The 21575-nt window shown below is 63.5% G+C and carries 16 protein-coding genes and 2 tRNA genes; 13 read left to right on the top strand and 5 right to left on the bottom strand.

Going from position 1 to position 21575, the window contains the following annotated elements; all coding sequences use genetic code 11:
* Positions 1 to 14 precede the first annotated feature (14 nt).
* From ACFY9W_RS22165 to ACFY9W_RS22155, 3 genes are all read left to right on the top strand, one after another.
* Positions 15 to 91: transfer RNA gene (locus ACFY9W_RS22165), tRNA-Asp, on the top strand.
* 141 nt (positions 92 to 232) lie between these two features.
* A tRNA-Asp gene (locus ACFY9W_RS22160) sits at positions 233 to 309 on the top strand.
* Positions 310 to 508: 199 nt separating this feature from the next.
* Entirely contained in the window at positions 509 to 1321 is an 813-nt protein-coding gene (locus ACFY9W_RS22155) for a DUF2242 domain-containing protein (RefSeq protein WP_391134710.1), read from the top strand.
* A 349-nt stretch (positions 1322 to 1670) separates the two neighbouring features.
* Here ACFY9W_RS22155 and ACFY9W_RS22150 read toward each other — a convergent pair whose 3' ends face one another.
* The 3 genes from ACFY9W_RS22150 to ACFY9W_RS22140 all read right to left on the bottom strand — a co-directional run bounded on the left by ACFY9W_RS22150 (position 1671) and on the right by ACFY9W_RS22140 (position 6187).
* Positions 1671 to 2711: an AraC family transcriptional regulator ligand-binding domain-containing protein gene (locus tag ACFY9W_RS22150; RefSeq protein ID WP_391134707.1), complete on the bottom strand. Its 1041-nt coding sequence runs from the start codon at positions 2709 to 2711 to the stop codon at positions 1671 to 1673.
* Positions 2712 to 2715: 4 nt separating this feature from the next.
* Positions 2716 to 3834 (bottom strand): nitrilase-related carbon-nitrogen hydrolase, encoded by a 1119-nt coding sequence (locus ACFY9W_RS22145; protein ID WP_391134704.1) that lies wholly within the window; start codon positions 3832 to 3834, stop codon positions 2716 to 2718.
* A gap of 115 nt (positions 3835 to 3949) precedes the next feature.
* Entirely contained in the window at positions 3950 to 6187 is a 2238-nt protein-coding gene (locus ACFY9W_RS22140) for a TonB-dependent siderophore receptor (protein WP_391134701.1), read from the bottom strand.
* A 253-nt stretch (positions 6188 to 6440) separates the two neighbouring features.
* On the opposite strand from ACFY9W_RS22140, the gene ACFY9W_RS22135 reads away from it, so the two are divergent.
* Both ACFY9W_RS22135 and ACFY9W_RS22130 read left to right on the top strand, forming a co-directional pair.
* Entirely contained in the window at positions 6441 to 8477 is a 2037-nt protein-coding gene (locus ACFY9W_RS22135) for an FAD-dependent oxidoreductase (protein ID WP_391134698.1), read from the top strand.
* A 149-nt stretch (positions 8478 to 8626) separates the two neighbouring features.
* Positions 8627 to 9517, top strand: a complete 891-nt coding sequence (locus ACFY9W_RS22130) for a pyridoxal-phosphate dependent enzyme (RefSeq protein ID WP_391134695.1) — start codon at positions 8627 to 8629, stop codon at positions 9515 to 9517.
* Here ACFY9W_RS22130 and ACFY9W_RS22125 read toward each other — a convergent pair.
* Both ACFY9W_RS22125 and ACFY9W_RS22120 read right to left on the bottom strand, forming a co-directional pair.
* Positions 9508 to 10053 carry a cytochrome b/b6 domain-containing protein gene (locus ACFY9W_RS22125; RefSeq protein WP_391134693.1) on the bottom strand — a complete coding sequence of 182 codons (546 nt, stop codon included), beginning with the start codon at positions 10051 to 10053 and terminating at the stop codon, positions 9508 to 9510. The two genes, ACFY9W_RS22130 and ACFY9W_RS22125, sit on opposite strands and share 10 nt — an antisense overlap.
* Positions 10054 to 10276: 223 nt before the next feature.
* Positions 10277 to 11209, bottom strand: coding sequence for a DUF1853 family protein (locus tag ACFY9W_RS22120; protein ID WP_391134690.1), 933 nt, complete (start codon positions 11207 to 11209; stop codon positions 10277 to 10279).
* 88 nt (positions 11210 to 11297) lie between these two features.
* Between ACFY9W_RS22120 and ACFY9W_RS22115 the strand changes: the two genes are divergently transcribed.
* The 8 genes from ACFY9W_RS22115 (at position 11298) to ACFY9W_RS22080 (ending at position 21532) form a co-directional block, all read left to right on the top strand.
* Positions 11298 to 12188, top strand: a complete 891-nt coding sequence (locus tag ACFY9W_RS22115) for an NAD(+) kinase (RefSeq protein WP_016485536.1) — start codon at positions 11298 to 11300, stop codon at positions 12186 to 12188.
* The gene (locus ACFY9W_RS22110) at positions 12188 to 13159 is read left to right on the top strand and encodes a metallophosphoesterase (RefSeq protein ID WP_391134686.1); all 972 of its coding nucleotides are present in this window, start codon (positions 12188 to 12190) and stop codon (positions 13157 to 13159) included. The genes ACFY9W_RS22115 and ACFY9W_RS22110 overlap by 1 nt, the downstream gene beginning before the upstream one ends.
* Positions 13156 to 14043 carry a rhomboid family intramembrane serine protease gene (locus ACFY9W_RS22105; RefSeq protein WP_391134683.1) on the top strand — a complete coding sequence of 296 codons (888 nt, stop codon included), beginning with the start codon at positions 13156 to 13158 and terminating at the stop codon, positions 14041 to 14043. The genes ACFY9W_RS22110 and ACFY9W_RS22105 overlap by 4 nt, the downstream gene beginning before the upstream one ends.
* A gap of 13 nt (positions 14044 to 14056) precedes the next feature.
* Positions 14057 to 14317 carry a YeaC family protein gene (locus ACFY9W_RS22100; RefSeq protein WP_003260154.1) on the top strand — a complete coding sequence of 87 codons (261 nt, stop codon included), beginning with the start codon at positions 14057 to 14059 and terminating at the stop codon, positions 14315 to 14317.
* A complete protein-coding gene (locus ACFY9W_RS22095) occupies positions 14314 to 15144 on the top strand; it encodes a DUF2797 domain-containing protein (RefSeq protein WP_391134680.1) in 831 nt (276 codons plus the stop codon). The genes ACFY9W_RS22100 and ACFY9W_RS22095 overlap by 4 nt, the downstream gene beginning before the upstream one ends.
* A gap of 13 nt (positions 15145 to 15157) precedes the next feature.
* Positions 15158 to 17815: an aminopeptidase N gene (pepN, locus tag ACFY9W_RS22090; RefSeq protein WP_391134677.1), complete on the top strand. Its 2658-nt coding sequence runs from the start codon at positions 15158 to 15160 to the stop codon at positions 17813 to 17815.
* A gap of 292 nt (positions 17816 to 18107) precedes the next feature.
* Positions 18108 to 19136, top strand: a complete 1029-nt coding sequence (locus ACFY9W_RS22085; protein WP_391134674.1) for a YCF48-related protein — start codon at positions 18108 to 18110, stop codon at positions 19134 to 19136.
* Positions 19137 to 19156: 20 nt separating this feature from the next.
* Positions 19157 to 21532: an MMPL family transporter gene (locus ACFY9W_RS22080; protein ID WP_391134769.1), complete on the top strand. Its 2376-nt coding sequence runs from the start codon at positions 19157 to 19159 to the stop codon at positions 21530 to 21532.
* Positions 21533 to 21575: the final 43 nt, after the last annotated feature.

The following is a 21575-nucleotide window of genomic DNA, read 5'->3' as shown; positions in this document are numbered from 1 at the left end:
AGCCTGAATGATACGCAGCGGTAGTTCAGTCGGTTAGAATACCGGCCTGTCACGCCGGGGGTCGCGGGTTCGAGTCCCGTCCGCTGCGCCATCTTCGTTTCAAGGTCCCTAGAACACCTTGAAGCAAACACAAGAGAAGCGATCACGTCATCGCTTTTTTTGTGCCTGCCCTGAGGCGAATTCGCCGGAAGGGTAGACCCAGGTTTCAATCGGGCGCAAGCCTGAATGATACGCAGCGGTAGTTCAGTCGGTTAGAATACCGGCCTGTCACGCCGGGGGTCGCGGGTTCGAGTCCCGTCCGCTGCGCCATCTTCGCCTCAAGGCCCCTTGAACGCCTTGAAGCACGAAAAAAGCGACCTTCGGGTCGCTTTTTTCGTTTCCAGGGCTAATTTTTTCGGCCTTTACCCAGATTTACACCAACCTGACAGGTTCTTCACCGACCAATGGTTCCTGTGCCTACCCGCTGTGTTGCACAATAGGCACCTTCTCGACTTACCCGGAATTCGCAATGACCAGATCTTCCGTCTTTGGTGCGCTCGGGCTGGCCCTGGTGCTGGCGGGCGTGACCGGTTGTTCTTCGAAAAAAACCACCGTGTACGAACACGAGAACTTCGATGACTCGGGCACCTTCTCGCGAAGCTTTCCGGTGAGCGACGCCGGCTCCTGCGAAGCGGCCCGGCGTGCCTTGCTCAGCCAGGGCTACATCATCACCAGCAGCGGTGCCAACCAGGTGGTGGGCAACAAGAGCTTCCAGCAGAACAGCGAGAACCACCTGCAGATCAGCTTCAACGTCACCTGCGCGCCGGATGTGAGCGACGAGCAGCGCTCGACCATGTTTGCCAACGCCCTGCAGGACCGGTATGCGCTGAAAAAGTCCAACACCTCCGCCAGCCTGGGTGTGGGGGTGCTGGGTTCGGTGTCCATGCCGATTGGTTCCAGTGACGATTCGATGGTCAAGGTAGCCAGTGAAACGGTAACGGCCGCGCAGTTCTATGACCGCTATTTCGCCCTTGTGGAGAGTTATCTGCCCAAGCCGAAAAAAGTTGCCAAAGCCAAGGTCGAGGCGCCCAAGGCGGAAAAGCCAGCGGTGGACCTGGGGCTGCCGGAGCAGGCTGCGGCGAACCCGGTGGCTCCGACACCTGCGCCGGCGGCTGAGGTTGCGCCAGCGCCAGCGGCCGTTGCCCCGGTCAGCGAAACAGTGGCAGCGCCGGCAGTGAATGACAGCCAGGGTTCGCAGCCGGTGGCGCCGCCTACGGAGGCTGCACCGATTCAGGTTCAACAGGATGCACAGCCTGCCGAGGCGGCTTCACCCGCTCTCTGATGATCGCCTGTACTGGCCTCTTCGCGGGCTTGCCCGCTCCCACAGGTAATGCGCAAGTTTCAGCGCTTGTGCAGATCCTGTGGGAGCGGGCAAGCCCGCGAAGAGGCCGGCGCAGGCTGCACACATCCCCTGTTACAGACGCCCCGCGATAACTTCCTGAACACCTGCTACGTTTACCACTCGTAGCTTGTCATCATTCCTTCATGCCACCTGCTTAGCTTGAAGGCGACACCTACGAAGACAAAATGACAAAGAGGACACAGGGCATGGACGAATATCAGGAAGAACTACTCGAAACCCAGGCTTACGAGCTGGACACCCCGGAACCGGCTGACGACGCTACCGAGCTTTAGCCCGCCCGTCGCTGGCTGCGGCGGAACTCCCCCGGCGTAAGGCCCGTCCAGCGCTTGAACGCGCGCTGGAAGGCCTCTGCCGATGCAAACCCCAACAGATAGGCAATCTCGCCAAAGGCCAGCTCCGTATCACGGATATAGGTCTCGGCCAGGTCGCGCCGTGTTTCGTTGAGCAAGTCACGAAAGCGCGTGCCTTCCTCGGCCAGCTTGCGGCGCAGTGTCCAGGTGGGCAGTTGCAGGTGCAGCGCCACTTCTTCCAGGTCTGGTTCACGGCCACCATTGAGCAGCGGGCCCAGCAGGTGGGTAATGCGCTCGCCCAGGCTGCGCACCCGCGTAAGCTGCTGCATTTGTGCCTCGCACAGCTGCAACAGATGCTGCCAGGTGCTTGGGCAATGCCTGGGGTTGGCCAGCTGCAGTGTTGCGCGGCCTAGCCGCAGCCGGTTGCCCTCGGCCGCAAATTGCACAGGCGTGCTGCACAGCGCTTGATACCGCGCAGCATAGGCAGGGGCGGGAAATTCGATGTCCAGGCGCTCGGCCTGTACCGCCGTACCCGCCAGATCGGCAAGCTGTGCCAGCCACCCGGCGAGCAGCGAGTCGACCACGAAACGGTTGTAGGCGTTGTAGGGGCTGATCGAATAAAAGCGCAACCAGGCGCCTTGGGCATCTTCCTCAAAGCTGGATTGGCCACGGTAGTTGGCCGCGTACAGTGGCTCAAAACGCAGCAGGGTGCGCGCCGCCTCGCCCAAGGTCGGCGCTTGGGCGGCGGTGACCCCGGCCAGGCCGGCATGCGCCAGGCGGCTCAGGCGCCCCATATGCAGGCCCAGTGCGGCCTCACCGCTCAGCTCGATGGCTGCGTGGCCCAGGTGCATGTAGCGGGGAATCGACAAGCGTGCGCCGGCTTCGGCAAGGCGTGGCGCATCAAGGCCATAGCGGCTCAGCAGGGCCTCGGGGTCGTGCCCCAGTTCGCGCAGCGCCTCGCTCAGCGGCTGGACAAAACCAACCGAAAGGTCGCCAAGGCGTACGCGAGGGCGGGCCATGGGCCTACAGCCACAGGTTCAGGAGGCGGGCGCCATGGCTGGGAGTCCCCACCAGCAATTCGCCCGACTGGCGGGCAAAGCCCTGGCCGTCGCCGGCCTGTTCCCAGAACTGCCCGCGCATGAACACGCTCATGCTGCTGACGCTGGCCCCGGCTGCCTCGGTCAGGCGTTGCCATGCGCCCTGTTCGCTGACTTCGCCACGTTGCAGGGCAAGCCCGGCGCTGGCGCCCTGATGGCGATTACCACGCCAAGGCGCATCCCAACTGCCCTTGCCGCTGAGGAACACCGGGTTGGCAATCAGCTGTACGGCCTGTTGTGCCAATTGCTGATGGTTTTCCGGGTACCAGCTGTCACTGCCCACCAACACGCCCAGGCGCCCGGCAGGGGTTTGTACCACTTGCAGCGGTTGCTGGCGGCCAGCGTGGACGTAGCGGCGGTTTTCACTGTCGGGGAATTGCTGGCGCTGGGGTTGGCCCAGCAGTGATCCATCAGCGGCAAACACCAGGCTACTGTTGAACAGCGGGCCACTGCCGACGTGCAGCACGCCCTGTTTCACGTAGGGCGCAGGCAGCACGATGGAGCCGGCCACCAGCGTGACGCCGAACTCCTTGGCCAGGCCGCCGAACAGCTGTTGGTAGTCCGCAGCCATCTGCTTGGCCTTCATGCGCAGGTGCGCGTCAGCGCGCCAGTCGTCGCCGTCGGTGCCAAGCATGGCCAGGCCATAAAGCAGCGGGTTGCTTAGCTCCAGCCACTGCAAGGCCTCGCGGCTTTGCGTCACCTGATAAAGCTCGTTCTTTTCCCCGCGTGCCCACAGCCAGGTACCAATATGCTCCGGCAGCACCACCACCGTGCGTGTGTTCACCAGCCCCTGGGCGCGCGCTTGCTCCAGGTAAGCTGCAAGCTTGCGGTGCAGGCGTTGCAGGTTCTGGTAGTCGCCCGGGAACAGCAACGGCTCGACACCGAGCAGGTTACCGTGTTCGCCCGGTACGCCATGGTTGAGTGCCAGCTCGATGCGCAGATCGGACAGGTAGTGGCCTTCCGGGCGCTGTTGGGTCCAGAAGCCATAACCACAGAGGGCGGCGAGGAAGACCAGCGCCAGGGCGCCAGCAAGCAGTTTTCGCATTGGCCGTGTCTATTCAGTTGAAACTGTGACAAGGGTACGAGCAAACCGGCGCCCAGCGGAAGGTCAATTGTGCGATTTGGTCGTACCGGGGCCGCAACCGGCCCCGGCGGCGGCATCAGAACTTGCCGCTCAGGCTGACCAGGAAGCTGCGCGGCTCACCATACAGGTTGCCATAGCCGGTCGAGGACACGGTGCTGTAGTAGGTTTTGTCGAACAGGTTGTTGGCGTTCAGGGCCAGCGTCCAGTGCTCGTCCAGATCGTACGCGGCACGCGCCGAGTAGATGGCGTAGCCGCTTTCCACGAAGGAGTAGTCCAGTGATTCGCTACCGCCCAACGGTACCACGGTGCCCGACTCGCTGTGCTCGCTCTGGGCGATCACCCCGGCGCCAAGGCTCAGTGCCGGCAGGCGCTGGAAGCGGTAGTCGGTCCACAGCTTGAACAGGTGGCGCGGGGTATGGGTGCTGAAGCGCGCATCGCCTTCACGTTTGTTCTCGTTGGCGTTGTAGGTATAGCCCAGCGCCACTTGCAGCCCCGGCAGCACCTCACCGTTGAGTTCAAGTTCGAAGCCCTGACTCAGCTGATAACCATTGCCGACATAGCAGCATGAGGTGACAGACCCCCACTGGCGTGGGTAGTCCGGGTCGATCTGGCCCTCGCCCTTCTTCTCGATGCGGTACAAGGCAAAGCTGGCCAGCAGCTTGCCGTCCGCCAGTTCCTGCTTGATACCGACCTCGTAGTTGGTGCCGGTCAACGGCTCCAGGGCCTTGCTGCCTGGCGGCGGGCCTTGCAGCTTGGTGGCCTGCGACTTGTAGATTTCGGCGTGGCTGGCATACAGGCTGGTGGTTTCGCTGAGGTCGTAGACAATGCCGTAGTACGGCACGAACTGGCGGTCCTCATCGATGGAGTTGAGCTTCTGGCCATTGGCACCGACATACTCGGTGTCTTCCATGAGCGTATAGCGGCCACCGATGATCAGCGACAGGTCGTCCACCGGGCGGATGCGCAGCGAGGTGTAAGCGCCAGCCTTGCGCACATCGGTGCTGGTGTCTGGGAAGTTCTGCGCCGTGGGGAAGCGGTCCGGCAGGGTTGGCGAGAAGATCAGGTCGTCGTAAAGGAAGTTCCAGTAGCTGCCGCCACGGCTCTTGAGCTTGCTGCCGTCCACCCCCACGGTCAGGTCGTGCATGTGGCCGAACGCGTCGAACGAGCCTTGCAGGTTCAGGTCCAGGGTGGTGTTGGTGGTTTTGAAATCATGCTGGTTGTTCCACCACGAACCACCGGTGCCAGTGGCCGGGTCGATGGGGTTTTCCAGCTCCACCACATTCTGCGCGTTGCGGTTGATGTTGTGGCGTACGTTGGCCACGGCTTTCCAGTTGTCGCTCAGTTGCTGGTCCAGGCGGGCGAACACCGTGGTGTTCTCGATATCGTTCCAGCTCCAGGGCGTGGTCAGGTTGGTGCTGCGTGACAGGCCCAGATCGCTGCCATCGGAGAAGCGGCCCAGGGTGTTGCGCACGCCATTGAGGTCGTCACGCTGGTGGCTGGCACCGAAGAACAGCAGTGTATCGTCGCTGGCATCGAACTCGAACGACACATAATTGAGGTTGCGTTTCTTGTGGTCGTAGTCGACGAAGTTATGTTTGTCTTCCAGTACGCCTACATAGCGCCCGCGCAGGCGCCCGTCCATTGCCAAAGGGCCGGTTACATCGAATTCGCCGCGGTAGTTGTCCCAGCTGCCGGCCGAGGTCAGGGTTTTTACCTGCGGCTGCGCCAGCGGGCGCTTGTAGCTGAAGTTGATCACGCCGCCCGGTTCACCTGCGCCATACAAACCGTCGGCACCGCGCAACAAGCCGACGCTGTCGAACTGGGCAAGGTCTTCGTAGCGGCTGCTGTCGAGCATGCTCGATGTGGCGCCACCTTCGTAGCGCACATCGTTGATTTCGAAGCCACGGGACACATAGGTGTTCTTGGCCCATGCCTCCTTGCGGGTAACACCGGTCATCTGGTTCATCACCTGGTCCATGTTGCGCAGCTGCTGGTCCTGCAGGCGCTGATCGGTGATAACGGTGACTGATTGCGGAATCTCGCGCAGTTTCTGCGGCCCCTTGCCGCCCATGGTGGTGGTGCCCGGCACATAGCTGCCGGTGTTTTCCGTGTTGGCGCCCAGCCATTGGCTTTCGATATTGGTGGCGCTGAGTTCCAGCGCGGGTGAGGTTTTCTTGCCGCCTTCCTTGGCAGCCTCCTCTGTCGTGGGTTCCAGCGTTTCGGCGCGTACCACGCCGGTGGTCATTGCCGCGGCGACGCCGAGGCACAGGTGCAGCGACAGGGGGGACAGCCGGGTAAGGCGGGTTTTGAGCATGAAAGCAGCATCCAAATGGTATTTATTGTCGGATGAGAATTATTTACAAATGACTTACATTTTCAATACATGTCCTGACACATTTTGACGCGCCATTACAAAAAAGTCCGCTCTGCGTGTTTTTTATGATCATTAACTTGTCAGTTTTGATCATTGAGCCAATTCAAACGGCTGTTTAATGTCGCAGGCAGACAAACGACGGGGCCCGGTGAGGCACCCGCATCCCGTGACCACGCCAAATGGGGACCTTTCCATGGCCGCCGACCGCTACCCGCACCTGCTTGCCCCGCTGGACCTGGGTTTCACCACCTTGCGCAACCGTACCCTGATGGGCTCGATGCACACCGGCCTTGAAGAGCGCCCGGGCGGCTTCGAGCGCATGGCTGCCTACTTTGCCGAGCGCGCCCGCGGTGGTGTCGGCCTGATGGTCACCGGCGGCATTGCGCCCAACGATGAAGGCGGGGTGTATTCCGGGGCGGCCAAGCTCAGCACCGAGGAAGAGGCCGACAAGCACCGCATCGTCACCGAAGCGGTGCATGCCGCAGGTGGCAAGGTCTGCCTGCAGATCCTGCATGCCGGGCGCTATGCCTATAGCCCGCGCCAGGTGGCGCCAAGCGCGATCCAGGCGCCGATCAACCCGTTCAAGCCCAAGGAGCTGGACGAAGCCGGTATCGAGAAGCAGATCGCCGACTTCGTCAATTGCGCGGTGTTGGCCCAGCGTGCCGGTTACGACGGCGTCGAGATCATGGGTTCGGAAGGCTACTTCATCAACCAGTTCCTCGCCGCCCACACCAACCACCGCACCGACCGCTGGGGCGGCAGCTATGAAAACCGCATGCGCCTTGCGGTGGAAATCGTCAGCCGGGTGCGTGGCGCGGTAGGGCCGAACTTCATCATCATCTTCCGCTTGTCGATGCTCGACCTGGTGGAGGGGGGCAGCACCTGGGACGAAATCGAGCTGCTGGCCAAGGCCATCGAGCAGGCCGGCGCCACCTTGATCAACACCGGCATTGGCTGGCACGAAGCGCGAATCCCGACCATCGCCACCAAGGTGCCGCGTGCGGCATTCAGCAAGGTCACTGCCAAGCTGCGTGGCGTGGTGAGCATCCCGTTGATCACCACCAACCGCATCAACACCCCGGAAGTGGCTGAGGCGGTGCTGGCGGAGGGTGATGCCGACATGGTCTCGATGGCCCGCCCGTTCCTGGCCGACCCGGACTTCGTCAACAAGGCGGCGGCCGGCCGTGCCGATGAGATCAACACGTGTATCGGTTGCAACCAGGCCTGCCTGGACCACACGTTCGGCGGCAAGCTGACCAGTTGCCTGGTCAACCCGCGTGCCTGCCACGAAACCGAACTCAACTACCTGCCCGTGCGGGCAGTGAAGCGTATTGCCGTGGTGGGTGCCGGCCCGGCTGGCCTGGCAGCGGCCACCGTGGCCGCCGAGCGCGGCCATTCGGTCACCCTGTTCGACGCTGCCAGCGAGATAGGCGGGCAGTTCAACGTCGCCAAGCGGGTGCCGGGCAAGGAGGAGTTCTTCGAAACCCTGCGCTACTTCCGCAACAAGGTGAAAAGTACCGGCGTGGACCTGCGCCTGAATACCCGTGTCGATGTGCAGGCGCTGGTGAGTGGCGGCTACGACGACATTATCCTGGCCACCGGCATCGCACCGCGTACCCCGGCCATTCCTGGTGTCGAGCATGCCAAGGTGCTCAGCTACCTGGACGTGTTGCTCGAACGCAAACCCGTGGGCAAGGCGGTCGCGGTCATAGGTGCGGGGGGTATTGGTTTCGATGTGTCCGAGCACCTTGTGCACCATGGCGTGGCCACCAGCCAGGACCGTGAGGCGTTCTGGAAGGAGTGGGGCATCGATACCCGCCTGGAAGCACGCGGTGGTGTAGCCGGGGTCAAGGCCGAGCCACATGCACCGGCGCGGCAGGTGTACCTGTTGCAGCGCAAGACGTCCAAGGTGGGTGATGGCCTGGGCAAGACCACCGGCTGGATTCACCGCACCGGGCTGAAGAACAAGCGGGTGCAGATGCTTAACAGCGTCGAGTATCTGGGTATCGACGATGCCGGTTTGCATATTCGCGTGGCGGACGGCGAGCCGCAGGTGTTGCCGGTGGACAACGTGGTGATCTGCGCAGGGCAGGACCCGCTGCGCGAATTGCAGGACGGGCTGGTGGCGGCAGGGCAGTCGGTGCACCTGATTGGTGGTGCAGATGTAGCGGCGGAGCTGGATGCCAAGCGGGCGATCAACCAAGGGTCAAGGTTGGCGGCTGAGCTCTGAGATTGCCGGGGCTGCTTTGCAGCCCTTCGCGGGCACGCCCGCTCCCACAGGGATAGCGCACTCCTGAAGTCAGCGCCAAACCTGTGGGAGCGGGCGTGCCCGCGAAGGGCCGCACAGCGGCCCCAGGATTTCGCTGGTAAACTCGCACGATGTTTTTCGACCTCCCGCAAGCGCCCCTGCAACCCCTGAACCTGCCCTGGCTGCAACAAGCCCAGGTCCAGGCCGCCATCCTGCGCCTGGACCTGATCGACCCACTGATCAGCGGCAATAAATGGTTCAAGCTCCGCCACCACCTGCAACAGGCCAGCGCCAGGAACGCCCGGGGCCTGATCAGCCTGGGCGGCAACCATTCCAACCACCTGCACGCCCTGGCCGCCGCAGGCAAGCGCTTCGGTTTCGCCACTGCCGGCCTGCTGCGCGGCCATGCCCAGCACACACCCACTGTGCGTGACCTGCAGGCGCTGGGCATGGAACTGCACTGGCTGGGCTATGGCGGCTATCGCGCACGCAACGAAGCCGGCTTCTGGGAGCCCTGGCAGGCACGCTACCCCGGCTGGCATTGCATCCCCGAAGGCGGCGGAGGGCTGGCCGGTGCACAGGGCTGTACCCTGATCATGGCGCAGGCGCGCTCACAGATCGCGGCGCTGGGCTGGTCTGGTTATGACGCCTGGTGGCTGGCTGCCGGAACGGGTACGACCCTGGCCGGCCTGGTATTGGCAGAGGCGGGCGCACGTGCCGTGCATGGCGCGCTGGCCGTGCCCAGGGGTCATGGCGTACCTCAAACGGTGGCAGCACTGGCCGGCGCACACGGCTACCAGCTACACGACGCCTGCCGCGGCGGTTTCGGCAAGTTCGACGATGAGCTGCTGGCGTTCATCGCCGAGTGTGAGCAGCACAGCGGTGTGCCACTCGAAGCCCTCTACACCGGCAAGGCTTTGCTGGCCCTGCGCGAACAGGTCGAGGCCGGGCTGTTCGCGCCCGGCACCCGGCTGATCGTCGTGCACACCGGTGGCCTGCAGGGCCGACGCGGTTACTTGTAGGGCAGCATGCGTAGCAGCGTGTTGTCGCGCTGTACGTAATGGTGGTACAGCCCGGCCAGCGCGTGCAGGCCGATCAGCCAGTAGCCCCAGCTGCCGATACGTTCATGCCAGCCTTTGATGAACTTGGCCTGGTCCGGGTCCGGGCCGATCAGGTGTGGCAACTCCAGGCCGAAGAACGGTACCGGCTTGTCGGCGGCGCTGAGGATCAGCCAGCCGGCCAGCGGCATGCCGATCATCAGCAGGTACAGCGCCAGGTGCATCAGGTGCGCAAGGCCGGTCTGCCAGGCCGGTGGCTTGGGCACGATGGGCGGGGTCGGGCGGCTCAGGCGCATGGCCAGGCGCAGCCACACCAGCGCGAACACACTGAGCCCGAGCATGAAGTGCAGGTCTTTCATCAGGTTGCGTTCGACGCTGTCCTTGGGGAACAGGCCGCGCAGTTCGATCAGCGCATAGACAGCGGCCAGCAGCACCAGCATCAGCCAGTGCAGGGCGATGGACAGGCGCGCGTAATGGGTCGCGGGGGTGGATGAAACCATGATCGGTCCTCGTCATCAGGTCGGGGTGGCGCTCTTGCTGGCGCTCAGGTACCACTGTAGTGGTTACCGGGAACAGATCTTTGCGCTGGGTCTGTGAAAATTGTGTTGCCAGCACTGGCCTCTTCGCGGGCACGCCCGCTCCCACAGGTACTGCACAGTCTTTGAAATCTGTGCGGTACCTGTGGGAGCGGGCGTGCCCGCGAAGAGGCCAGAACAGGCGACATCAATTATCGGGCAGATACGGCCAGTCATCAGCCACCAGAAACACCCGCTCCACTTCCTTCCAGGCGCCATCGGCATCAGGCTCCAGGCGCACCAGCAACTGCGCCGGCGCCTGGCGCTCCAGTACATGCAACCAGGCCGCAAACTGCTCCACCGCCCAGCATTCGCCGGCTTCGACACGCGCAGGTGCCAGCCAGGCATGCCGTTGCAGCGGCTGCCAATGCTCACCCTCATTCATGGCCCAGGCCTGCCGCCGCACCCAGCGCCCGCGCAAGTGCTGCGGATTGGCGCCCGCGGGTGGTTCGGCATGCCCGGGCCATGGATAGAACAGATAACCCCCCAGCCACACATGTGCCTGTAGCTCATCAATCCCCAGCTGGTTCAGCACCTCGCGGCTGTGCGCCCCTCTCGACATGGGCAACTGGTGCCCCGCCAGGTGCGCAAGCTTGGTCCCCAGCCGGTCATGGCAGCCAGGGCCAAGCCAGGCGTGCGGGTCGTGCCCGGCGCCTTGCGGCCCCAGGTACAACTTGATTGCCAGTTCCAGGTGGTGCGCGCCGTCACGGTCACGCAGCACCACGTCCAGCTCGCCCAGCGTGCGCACAGCGTCACGAATCGCCAGGTTGGCTGCCAGCAGCTCTATGCCCGGCGCCTGGCCCAGGGCGAATTGCCACAGGCGTTCGTAGTAATGCCCCAGCCTCCGGCTGCCCAGCTTTGCCAACCAGTCTTGCAGGGGGCGGTCATCCTCATCCAGCGCCCGCAACCACTGCTCAAGGCGCTGCGGCTGCTCTGCCCACAGGCTGCCTGCCAGCGGGTGGCGCTGGGGGCAGGGCGGGGCGCTGAGCAAGGGCGGCGACAGCATGGCCCAGGCCAGGTCGCGTACCGCAGGGCGGCGCAGTTGCCGGGGCAGGTCATGTAGATGCATGAATGGCGTCATGCAGCGAGCATAGCCGGTTTGCCGCTACCCGGTGGTTTCGCCCATAATCGGCCCATCGTCACCCGCCGCAGAGCCTCGCAGGAGCCCCATGGAGCAATTTCGCAATATCGGTATCATCGGTCGCCTTGGCAGCTCGCAGGTGCTCGACACCATTCGCCGACTGAAAAAATTCCTCCTCGACCGCCACCTGCACGTGATCCTCGAGGACACCATCGCCGAAGTGCTACCCGGCCACGGCCTGCAAACTTCCACCCGCAAGCTGCTGGGCGAGGTCTGCGACCTGGTCATCGTGGTGGGTGGCGACGGCAGCCTGCTGGGCGCCGCCCGTGCGCTGGCCCGCCACAACATACCGGTGCTGGGCATCAACCGTGGCAACCTGGGCTTTCTTACCGACATTCGCCCCGATGAGCTGGAAGAGAAAGTCGCCGAGGTGCTCGACGGCCACTACCTGGTGGAAAACCGCTTCTTGCTGCAGGCCGAGGTGCGCCGCCACCACGAAGCCATTGGCCAGGGCGATGCGCTGAACGACGTGGTGCTGCACCCGGGCAAGTCCACGCGCATGATCGAGTTCGAAATCTACATCGACGGCCAGTTCGTCTGCAGCCAGAAGGCCGACGGCCTGATCGTCGCCACCCCCACCGGCTCCACCGCCTACGCGCTATCGGCCGGTGGCCCGATCATGCACCCCAAGCTCGATGCCATCGTCATCGTGCCGATGTACCCGCACACCCTGTCTGGCCGGCCGATCGTGGTCGACGGCAACAGCGAGCTGAAAATCGTGGTGTCCAAGGACTTGCAGATCTACCCGCAGGTGTCTTGTGACGGCCAGAACCACTTCACCTGCGCCCCCGGCGACACCATCACGGTCAGCAAGAAGCCGCAGAAACTGCGCCTGATCCACCCGCTGGACCACAATTACTACGAAGTCTGCCGCACCAAGCTGGGTTGGGGCAGCCGCCTGGGGAGCAGGGACGACTGATGTTCGATCCGGCGCGAAGTTTCGACATCATCGGTGACGTGCACGGCTGTGCGCTGACCCTTGAACGCCTGCTCGACGCCCTCGGTTACAAGCGCGTGGCCGGCGTGTGGCGCCACCCGCGGCGCATGGCGCTGTTCCTGGGCGATATCGTCGACCGCGGGCCACGCATCCGCGAGGCGCTGCATATCGTCCACGATATGGTCGAGGCGGGCCAGGCGTTGTGCATCATGGGCAACCACGAGTACAACGCCCTGGGCTGGGTGACCCCGGCACTGCCTGGCAGCGGCAAAGCCTATGTGCGCGAGCACACGCCACGTCACGCCCGGCTGATCGACGAAACCCTGACCCAGTTCGCCCACCACCCCGGCGACTGGCACGACTTCGTCAACTGGTTCTACCAGATGCCGCTGTTCGTCGACGCCGGGCGCTTCCGCCTGGTGCACGCCTGCTGGGACCCGCGGTTGATCGAACCGTTGCGCCAGCAGTACCCCGACGGGCGTATCGACCAGCACTTCATCCAGGCCTCGGCGGTGAGCAACAGTTTTGCCGCCACGGTGTGCAACCGCTTGCTGCGCGGCACCGACATGCGCCTGCCGGACGGCCTGACCCTGACGGGCGGCGACGGCCTGACCCGCGCCTTCTTCCGCACCAAGTTCTGGGAAGAAGACCCGCAAACCTACGGCGACATCGTGTTCCAGCCCGATGCCTTGCCCGAAGCGGTGGCCAGCACCCCGCTCAGCCACAGCCAGAAGAATGCCTTGCTGCGCTATGACGAAGACGAGCCTTTGCTGTTCGTTGGCCATTACTGGCGCAGCGGCCGCCCGGCGCCGATCCGCGCCAACCTGGCCTGCCTGGACTACAGCGCCGTGCTTTACGGCAAGCTGGTCGCCTATCGGCTGGATGATGAAACCCGCATCGACCCGCACAAGTTCGTCTGGGTTGACGTCGACCGCCCACAGGCCAACCAATGAACATTATCGAAGTGATGCGCCTGCCGCTGTCGGTCGACCTCAGCGGCTTCGTCCACCTGTTGCAGCGCCTGCAAGTGCCGCACCGGGTGAGCGAAGAGGGCGATGCCCAGGTCCTCTGGGCCCCCGACACCCTCGCCGAAGATGTCCGCGAGCTCTACCAGCGCTTCCCCGAAGGTAACGCCGACATCCAGGCAACTGATGCCCCTGTGGGAGCGGGCATGCCCGCGAATGCCCCAACACAGCCCTCCCTGGCAGAACAGGCCAAAGCCTGCAAAGTCACCACCCTGACCCTGCTGGCGTGCTTCATCGTCGCCGGCCTCACCAGCCTGGGCGACAACTTCACCACCATCAGCTGGTTCACCTTCCTCGACTTCCGCGTCCAGGGCGACTACCTGTACTTCACCCCGCTGGCGCAAACCCTCGACCAGGGCCAGTGGTGGCGCCTGGTATCGCCCATGCTGCTGCACTTCGGCGTGCTGCACCTGGCCATGAACAGCCTGTGGTACTGGGAGCTGGGTAAACGCATCGAGCTGCGCCAGGGCCCCTGGATGCTGCTGGGCCTTACCCTGCTGTTCAGCCTGGTGTCCAACCTGGCCCAGCACTACACCAGCGGGCCGAGCCTGTTCGGCGGCCTGTCTGGCGTGCTGTACGGCCTGCTCGGGCATGTGTGGCTGTTCCAGTGGCTGGCACCCAACCGTTATTTCAACCTGCCCAAGGGCGTGCTGGTCATGATGCTGATCTGGCTGGTGGTGTGCCTGACCGGTGTGGTCGGCACCCTCGGCCTTGGCCAGATTGCCAACGCCGCCCACGTGGGCGGGCTGCTCATCGGATGCCTGACCGGGCTCTTGGGCGGGGCGCTGGCCCGGCGTAAACTGTCAGCTTGAATCAGGAGACACTATGTCCACTTTCGCGCAAATGATTGAAAACATCACCCCTGAAATCTACGAAAGCCTGAAACTGGCCGTGGAAATCGGCAAATGGTCGGATGGCCGCAAGCTTACTGCCGAGCAGAAAGAGCTGTCGTTGCAGGCCGTTATCGCCTGGGAAATGAAAAACCTGCCTGAAGACCAGCGCACCGGTTACATGGGCCCGCAGGAATGCGCATCGAAGTCTGCGCCGATCGCCAACATCCTGTTCAAGTCGGACTCGGTACATTGATCGAACTCGCTCGTGGCTCGTTGAGCAAGATGGCGGTAAGCCTGCAGGCACCGGTGGTGCAGTACAGCTTCCGCCTGGATGACACGCAGGTGTCGGTCAACCCGTTGATCGGCCAGCGCCTGCGCCTGGAATACCTCGGCGCCATTCACTGCAGCCATTGCGGCAAGCGCACCAAGACCAGCTTCAGCCAGGGTTATTGCTACCCGTGCATGACCAAGCTGGCCCAGTGCGATGTGTGCATCATGGCCCCGGAAAAATGCCACTACGACGCCGGCACCTGCCGCGAACCGTCCTGGGGTGAACAGTTCTGCATGACCGACCACGTGGTCTACCTGGCCAATTCGTCGGGGATCAAGGTCGGCATCACCCGCGCCACCCAGTTGCCCACCCGCTGGCTCGACCAGGGTGCCAGCCAGGCTTTGCCGATCATGCGCGTAGCCACCCGCCAGCAATCCGGCCTGGTCGAAGACGTGCTGCGCAGCCAGGTGCCGGACCGCACCAACTGGCGTGCGCTGCTCAAAGGCGACGCCGAGGCGCTCGACCTGCCGGCCATTCGTGACCAGATTTTCGATGCCTGCGCCGACGGCCTGCGCGAGCTGCAAGGGCGTTTTGGCCTGCAGGCTATCCAGCCACTGCCGGACGCCGAAGTGGTGCACATGCGTTACCCGGTCGAGGCCTACCCTACAAAGATCGTCAGTTTCAACCTCGACAAGAACCCGGTAGTGGAAGGCACGCTGCTGGGTATCAAGGGCCAGTACCTGATCTTCGACACCGGTGTGATCAATATTCGCAAGTACACGGCCTACCAGTTGGCCGTGCTCCAGTAAAAAGGACCTGCACATGCGTACCGAACAACCGCAAGTGATCTACCTCAAGGATTACCAGGCGCCCGAGTACCTGATCGACGAGACGCACCTGACCTTCGAGCTGTTCGAGGACCACACCCTGGTTCACGCGCAACTGGTCATGCGCCGCAACCCGGCACGTGGTGCCGGGCTGCCGCCTCTGGTGCTCGATGGCCAGCAGCTGGAGCTGCTGCGTGCCTCGCTGGACGACCAGGAACTGCACGCGGGCGACTATCAGCTGGACGTCGACAGCCTGACCGTGCACCCCAAGGCCGAGCGCTTCACCCTCGACACCAGCGTAAAGATCCACCCTGAGAGCAACACCGCGCTGGAAGGCCTGTACAAGTCGGGCAAGATGTTCTGCACCCAGTGCGAGGCCGAAGGTTTCCGCAAGATCACCTATTACCTCGACCGCCCGGACGTGATGAGCACCTTCACCACCACGGTGATCGCCGAGCAGCATCGCTACCCGATACTGTTGTCTAACGGCAACCCGATCGGCAGCGGGCCGGCCGAAGATGGCCGCCACTGGGCCACCTGGGAAGACCCGTTCATGAAGCCGGCCTACCTGTTCGCGCTGGTGGCCGGTGACCTGTGGTGCGTCGAGGACAACTTCACCCGCCAGTCCGGCCGGGACGTGACCCTGCGGATCTACGTCGAGCCCGAGAACATCGACAAGTGCGACCACGCCATGGTCAGCCTGAAGAAGTCCATGCGCTGGGATGAAGAAGTCTATGGCCGTGAGTACGACCTGGACATCTTCATGATTGTTGCGGTCAACGACTTCAACATGGGCGCCATGGAAAACAAGGGCCTGAACATCTTCAACTCCAGCTGTGTGCTGGCCCGTGCCGAAACTGCCACCGATGCCGCGCACCAGCGCGTCGAAGGCGTGGTCGCCCACGAGTACTTCCACAACTGGTCGGGCAACCGCGTCACCTGCCGTGACTGGTTCCAGCTGTCGCTCAAGGAAGGCTTCACGGTGTTCCGCGATGCCGAGTTCAGCGCCGACATGAACTCGCGCACGGTCAAGCGTATCGAAGACGTCGCCTACCTGCGTACCCATCAGTTCGCCGAAGACGCTGGCCCCATGGCCCACCCGGTGCGCCCGGACAGCTTCATTGAAATTTCCAACTTCTACACCCTGACCGTGTACGAGAAGGGCGCCGAAGTGGTGCGCATGGTCCGTACCCTGCTGGGTAACGAAGGCTTCCGCAAAGGCAGCGACTTGTACTTTGAACGCCACGATGGCCAGGCGGTGACCACCGACGACTTCATCAAGGCCATGGAAGACGCCAACGGCGTCGACTTCACCCAGTTCAAACGCTGGTACAACCAGGCCGGTACACCACGCCTGGACGTCAGCGAAGCCTATGACGCGGCTGCGCAGGCCTACAGCCTCACCTTCCGCCAGAGCTGCCCGCAAACCCCGGACAAGGCCGAAAAGCTGCCGTTCGTGATCCCGGTGGAACTGGGCCTGCTGGACGCCGCTGGCAACGACCTGCCGCTGCAACTGGCCGGCGAAGCCGCTGCCCAAGGTAGCAGCCGCGTGCTGTCGGTGACCGAGGCCGAGCAAACCTTCACCTTCCAGGGCATCGGGGCCAAGCCTCTGCCGTCGCTGTTGCGTGGTTTCAGCGCCCCAGTGAAGCTGAGCTTCCCGTACGACCGCGACCAGTTGATGTTCCTGATGCAGCACGACAGCGACGGCTTCAACCGCTGGGAAGCGGGCCAGCAACTGTCGGTGCAGGTGTTGCAGGAACTGATCGGCCAACACCAGCGCGGCGAAGCGCTCAAGCTCGACCAGCGCCTGATTATCGCCCTGGGCACCGTGCTGGGCAATGAAGCGCTGGACCCGGCCATGGTGGCCGAGATGCTCTCGCTGCCGGGTGAGGCCTACCTCACCGAAATCAGCCAAGTGGCCGACGTGGACGCCATTCACGCCGCCCGGGAGTTCGCCCGCCAGCAGATCGCCGATCAGCTGTTCGATGCCCTGTGGGTGCGCTACCAGGCCAACCGTGAAGTGTCGCGCAGCACCGCCTACGTGGCCTCTGCCGAGCACTTTGCCCGCCGTAGCCTGCAAAACATTGCCCTGTCGTACCTGATGCAGAGCGGCAAGCCGCAGGTGCTGGAAGCGACCCTGGAGCAGTTCGAGCAGTGCGACAACATGACCGAGCGCCTGACCGCGCTGGCGGTGTTGGTCAACTCGCCGTTCGAAGCCGAGCGGGCCAAGGCGCTGGCAACCTTTGCCGAGCACTTCAAGGACAACCCGCTGGTCATGGACCAGTGGTTCAGCGTGCAGGCGGCCAGCGCGTTGCCGGGCGGGCTGGCGCGGGTCAAGGCGCTGATGCAGCACCCGGCGTTCACCCTGAAGAACCCGAACAAGGTGCGTGCACTGATTGGTGCCTTTGCCGGGCAGAACCTGGTCAACTTCCATGCAGCGGATGGTTCGGGGTATCGCTTCCTGGCGGACCTGGTGATCAAGCTGAATGCGCTGAACCCGCAGATTGCTTCGCGTCAATTGGCACCGTTGACCCGCTGGCGCAAGTATGACGACGCGCGCCAGGGCCTGATGAAGGGCGAGCTGGAGCGGATTCTGGCTTCGGGTGAGCTGTCCAGTGATGTGTATGAAGTGGTGAGCAAGAGCCTGGCGTAAGCCTGTTAGAAACTGGGGCTGCTGTGCAGCCCTTCGCGGGCATGCCCGCTCCCACAGGGATATCACAGGCCTTGAAGGCGGTGGAATACCTGTGGGAGCTGGCTTGCCGGCGATGGGCCGCACAGCGGCCCCGACTTTTTCAAGCCGACAACAAAACATAACACCCCGCCCGTTGTAATCCCGCAAACATCCCCGCTACGATCCCCTCAAGCTATTGCAGGCCTCTAGATCAGGCTTTTCGCAGTGCCTGCAGTGCATTGACCCACCAAGAAGAACACAACAGGGGGCAGTCATGAGGGAACAGCTACAGGTGCCAGCCAGGCGTGGTGCCTGGCCATGGGCGGCCAGCGCAGTGCTGGCGCTGGCTTTGGGGGTGTGGGCCGACAGCGCTCAGGCCGCCGCCGCCGACGAATACTCCACCGAATCGGCCAAGGCCAGCCAAAGTTTGTTGATCGATGCCACCCATGCCGGCAAACGCCTGGTAGTGGTGGGCGATCGGGGCCATATCCTGTTCTCCGACGACCAGGGCAACACCTGGACCCAGGCCCGGGTGCCTACCCGGCAACTGCTCACCGCCGTGTTCTTCCTCGACGACAAGCGCGGCTGGGCCGTCGGCCATGACGCGCAGATCCTTACCAGCAGCGATGGCGGCGCGACCTGGAGCAAGCAGTTTGAAGACCTCGCCCGCGAAGCACCCTTGCTCGATATCGCCTTCCTCGATGCCCAGCACGGCTTTGCCGTGGGGGCCTACGGTGCCTTGCTGGAAACCACCGACGGCGGCCAGCACTGGCAGGACGTGGCCGAGCGCCTGGACAACCCCGACCAGCTTCACCTGAACGGCATCGCCCGGGTGCGCGATGCCGGCCTGTTCATCGTGGGCGAGCAGGGCGGCATGTTCCGCTCCGCTGACAACGGCCAGACCTGGGCCAAGGTTGAAAGCCCGTACGAAGGCTCACTGTTCGGCGTGATCGGCACCGCCCAGCCGCACACCCTGCTGGCCTACGGCCTGCGCGGCAACCTGTTCCGCTCCACCGATTTTGGTGACAGCTGGCAGCCCATCGAACTCAAGGCCGCACGCGGCAACCTCGAATTCGGCCTGGCAAGCGCTACGCTTCTCGATGATGGCACCGTGGTGCTGGTCGGCAACGGTGGCAGCGTGCTGCGCAGTGCCGATGGCGGCCAGACCTTCAGCGTGTACAACCGTGCCGACCGCATCGCCCTGGCGGGCGTCAGCGGCCTGGCCAACGGCGGCCTGCTGCTGGTAGGGCAGGGGGGCGTACACCTGGCGGATGCCCAAGGCGCCGAGGGGGCAAGCCGATGACCAGCAGGGAGAGCATTACCATGCACCCGCACCACCAGGACAAGGCCACGCTGCTCGAACGCCTGATCTTCAACAACCGCCCCGTGGTCATCGCCCTGTGCGTGCTGGTGAGCATTTTCCTGTTCTGGCAGGCCACGCAGATCCGCCCCTCCACCAGCTTCGAAAAGATGATCCCGCTGCAGCACCCGTTCATCGAGCAGATGATGGAGCACCGCAACGACCTGGCCAACCTCGGCAACACCGTGCGCATCTCGGTGGAGGCGGTTAACGGCGACATCTTCGACAAGGACTACATGGAAACCCTGCGCCAGGTCCATGACGAGGTGTTCTACATCCCCGGGGTCGACCGTGCCGGGCTGAAGTCGCTGTGGAGCCCCAGCGTGCGCTGGAGCGAAGTCACCGAAGAGGGCTTTTCCGGTGGCGAGGTAATCCCCAACACCTACAACGGTTCGCAGGACAGCCTCGACACCCTGCGTGACAACGTGCTCAAGTCTGGCCAGGTGGGGCGGCTGGTGGGCAACAACTTCAAGTCCAGCATCGTCGACGTACCGCTGCTGGAGAGCTACCCCGACCCGCAGGACCCGGGCAAACAGGTGAAGCTCGACTACCAGCAGTTCTCGCACCTGCTGGAAGAACAGATCCGTGACAAGTTCCAGGCGCAGAACCCCAATGTGAAGGTGCATATCGTCGGCTTCGCCAAGAAAGTCGGCGACCTGATCGACGGCCTGGTGATGGTGGCAATGTTCTTCGGTGTCGCCCTGGCGATCACCTGGGTGCTGTTGTACTGGTTCACCTGGTGCATCCGCAGCACCATCGCCGTGCTCATCACCACCCTGGTGGCGGTGGTCTGGCAGCTGGGGCTGATGCATGCGGTGGGCTTTGGCCTGGACCCTTACTCGATGCTGGTGCCATTCCTGATCTTTGCCATCGGCATTTCCCACGGTGTGCAGAAGATCAACGGCATCGCCTTGCAGTCGAGTGACGCCGACAACGCCCTCACGGCAGCCCGGCGCACGTTCCGCCAACTGTTCCTGCCGGGGATGATCGCCATTCTCGCCGACGCGGTGGGCTTCATCACCCTGCTGATCATCGATATCGGGGTAATTCGCGAGCTGGCCATCGGCGCGTCCATCGGCGTGGCGGTGATCGTGTTCACCAACCTGATCCTGTTGCCGGTGGCCATTTCCTACGTTGGCATCAGCAAGAAGGCCATCGAGCGCAGCAAGAAGGACGCGACCCGCGAGCACCCGTTCTGGCGCCTGCTGTCGAACTTCGCCAGTGCCAAAGTGGCGCCGGTGTCCGTGGCCCTGGCGCTGGTCGCCTTTGCCGGCGGCCTGTGGTACAGCCAGAACCTGAAAATCGGCGACCTCGACCAGGGCGCACCAGAGCTGCGCCCCGACTCGCGCTACAACCAGGACAACAACTTCATCATCAGCAACTACTCCACCAGCTCCGACGTGCTGGTGATCATGGTCAAGACCCCGCCGGAGCAATGTTCGATCCACTCGACCATGGCACCGATCGACGAGCTGATGTGGACCATGCAGAACACCCCGGGCGTGCAGTCGGCGATTTCCCTGGTGACCGTGTCCAAGCAAGTGATCAAGGGCATGAACGAGGGCAGCCTGAAATGGGAAACCTTGTCGCGCAACCCGGACATCCTCAACAACTCGATTGCCCGTGCCGACGGCCTGTACAACGGCGATTGCTCGCTGGCGCCGGTGCTGGTGTTCCTCAACGACCACAAGGCCGAAACCCTTGAACGGGTTACCGCCGTGGCCAAGGCGTTTGCCGACAGCCACAACAAGGAAGGCCTGCAATTCCTGCTGGCAGCGGGTAACGCGGGGATCGAGGCGGCGACCAACGAAGTGATCAAGTCGGCCGAGCTGACCATCCTGATCCTGGTGTACATCTGTGTGGCGGTGATGTGCCTGATCACCTTCCGCTCGTTTGCCGCCACGCTGTGCATCGTGCTGCCGCTGGTGCTGACCTCGGTGTTGGGCAACGCGCTGATGGCCTACATGGGCATCGGGGTGAAGGTGGCGACCTTGCCGGTGGTGGCGCTGGGTGTCGGCATTGGCGTGGATTACGGCATCTATATCTACAGCCGCCTGGAAAGCTTCCTGCGTGCCGGGTTGCCGTTGCAGGAGGCCTATTACCAGACCCTGCGCTCTACCGGTAAAGCGGTGCTGTTCACCGGCTTGTGCCTGGCCATTGGCGTGTGCACCTGGATCTTCTCGGCAATCAAGTTCCAGGCCGACATGGGGCTGATGCTGACCTTCATGTTGCTGTGGAACATGTTTGGTGCGTTGTGGCTGCTGCCGGCGCTGGCGCGGTTCCTGATCAAGCCGGAGAAGATGGTGGGCAAGGAAGGGGGCTCGATTTTCGCCCATTGAGCATAGGGGGCCGCTTTGCGGCCCATCGCCGGCAAGCCAGCTC

Origin of the sequence: Pseudomonas sp. NPDC008258, from assembly GCF_042956345.1 — a bacterium.
In the GTDB taxonomy this organism is placed as follows: domain Bacteria; phylum Pseudomonadota; class Gammaproteobacteria; order Pseudomonadales; family Pseudomonadaceae; genus Aquipseudomonas.
The sequence above is the reverse complement of the archived record's forward strand: the minus strand, read 5'-3'. Positions and strand labels throughout refer to the sequence as shown.

Excerpts from the sequence above, each read along its gene's own strand:
- ACFY9W_RS22130 (WP_391134695.1), top strand. The coding sequence starts at position 8,627 with ATGTTTTTCGACCTCCCGCAAGCGCCCCTGCAACCCCTGAACCTGCCC.
- ACFY9W_RS22140 (WP_391134701.1), bottom strand. The coding sequence starts at position 6,187 with ATGCTCAAAACCCGCCTTACCCGGCTGTCCCCCCTGTCGCTGCACCTG.
- ACFY9W_RS22100 (WP_003260154.1), top strand. The coding sequence starts at position 14,057 with ATGTCCACTTTCGCGCAAATGATTGAAAACATCACCCCTGAAATCTAC.
- ACFY9W_RS22080 (WP_391134769.1), top strand. The coding sequence starts at position 19,157 with ATGCACCCGCACCACCAGGACAAGGCCACGCTGCTCGAACGCCTGATC.
- ACFY9W_RS22115 (WP_016485536.1), top strand. The coding sequence starts at position 11,298 with ATGGAGCAATTTCGCAATATCGGTATCATCGGTCGCCTTGGCAGCTCG.
- ACFY9W_RS22105 (WP_391134683.1), top strand. The coding sequence starts at position 13,156 with ATGAACATTATCGAAGTGATGCGCCTGCCGCTGTCGGTCGACCTCAGC.
- ACFY9W_RS22120 (WP_391134690.1), bottom strand. The coding sequence starts at position 11,209 with ATGACGCCATTCATGCATCTACATGACCTGCCCCGGCAACTGCGCCGC.
- ACFY9W_RS22085 (WP_391134674.1), top strand. The coding sequence starts at position 18,108 with ATGAGGGAACAGCTACAGGTGCCAGCCAGGCGTGGTGCCTGGCCATGG.
- ACFY9W_RS22110 (WP_391134686.1), top strand. The coding sequence starts at position 12,188 with ATGTTCGATCCGGCGCGAAGTTTCGACATCATCGGTGACGTGCACGGC.
- ACFY9W_RS22135 (WP_391134698.1), top strand. The coding sequence starts at position 6,441 with ATGGCCGCCGACCGCTACCCGCACCTGCTTGCCCCGCTGGACCTGGGT.
- ACFY9W_RS22125 (WP_391134693.1), bottom strand. The coding sequence starts at position 10,053 with ATGGTTTCATCCACCCCCGCGACCCATTACGCGCGCCTGTCCATCGCC.
- ACFY9W_RS22155 (WP_391134710.1), top strand. The coding sequence starts at position 509 with ATGACCAGATCTTCCGTCTTTGGTGCGCTCGGGCTGGCCCTGGTGCTG.
- pepN (WP_391134677.1), top strand. The coding sequence starts at position 15,158 with ATGCGTACCGAACAACCGCAAGTGATCTACCTCAAGGATTACCAGGCG.
- ACFY9W_RS22145 (WP_391134704.1), bottom strand. The coding sequence starts at position 3,834 with ATGCGAAAACTGCTTGCTGGCGCCCTGGCGCTGGTCTTCCTCGCCGCC.
- ACFY9W_RS22150 (WP_391134707.1), bottom strand. The coding sequence starts at position 2,711 with ATGGCCCGCCCTCGCGTACGCCTTGGCGACCTTTCGGTTGGTTTTGTC.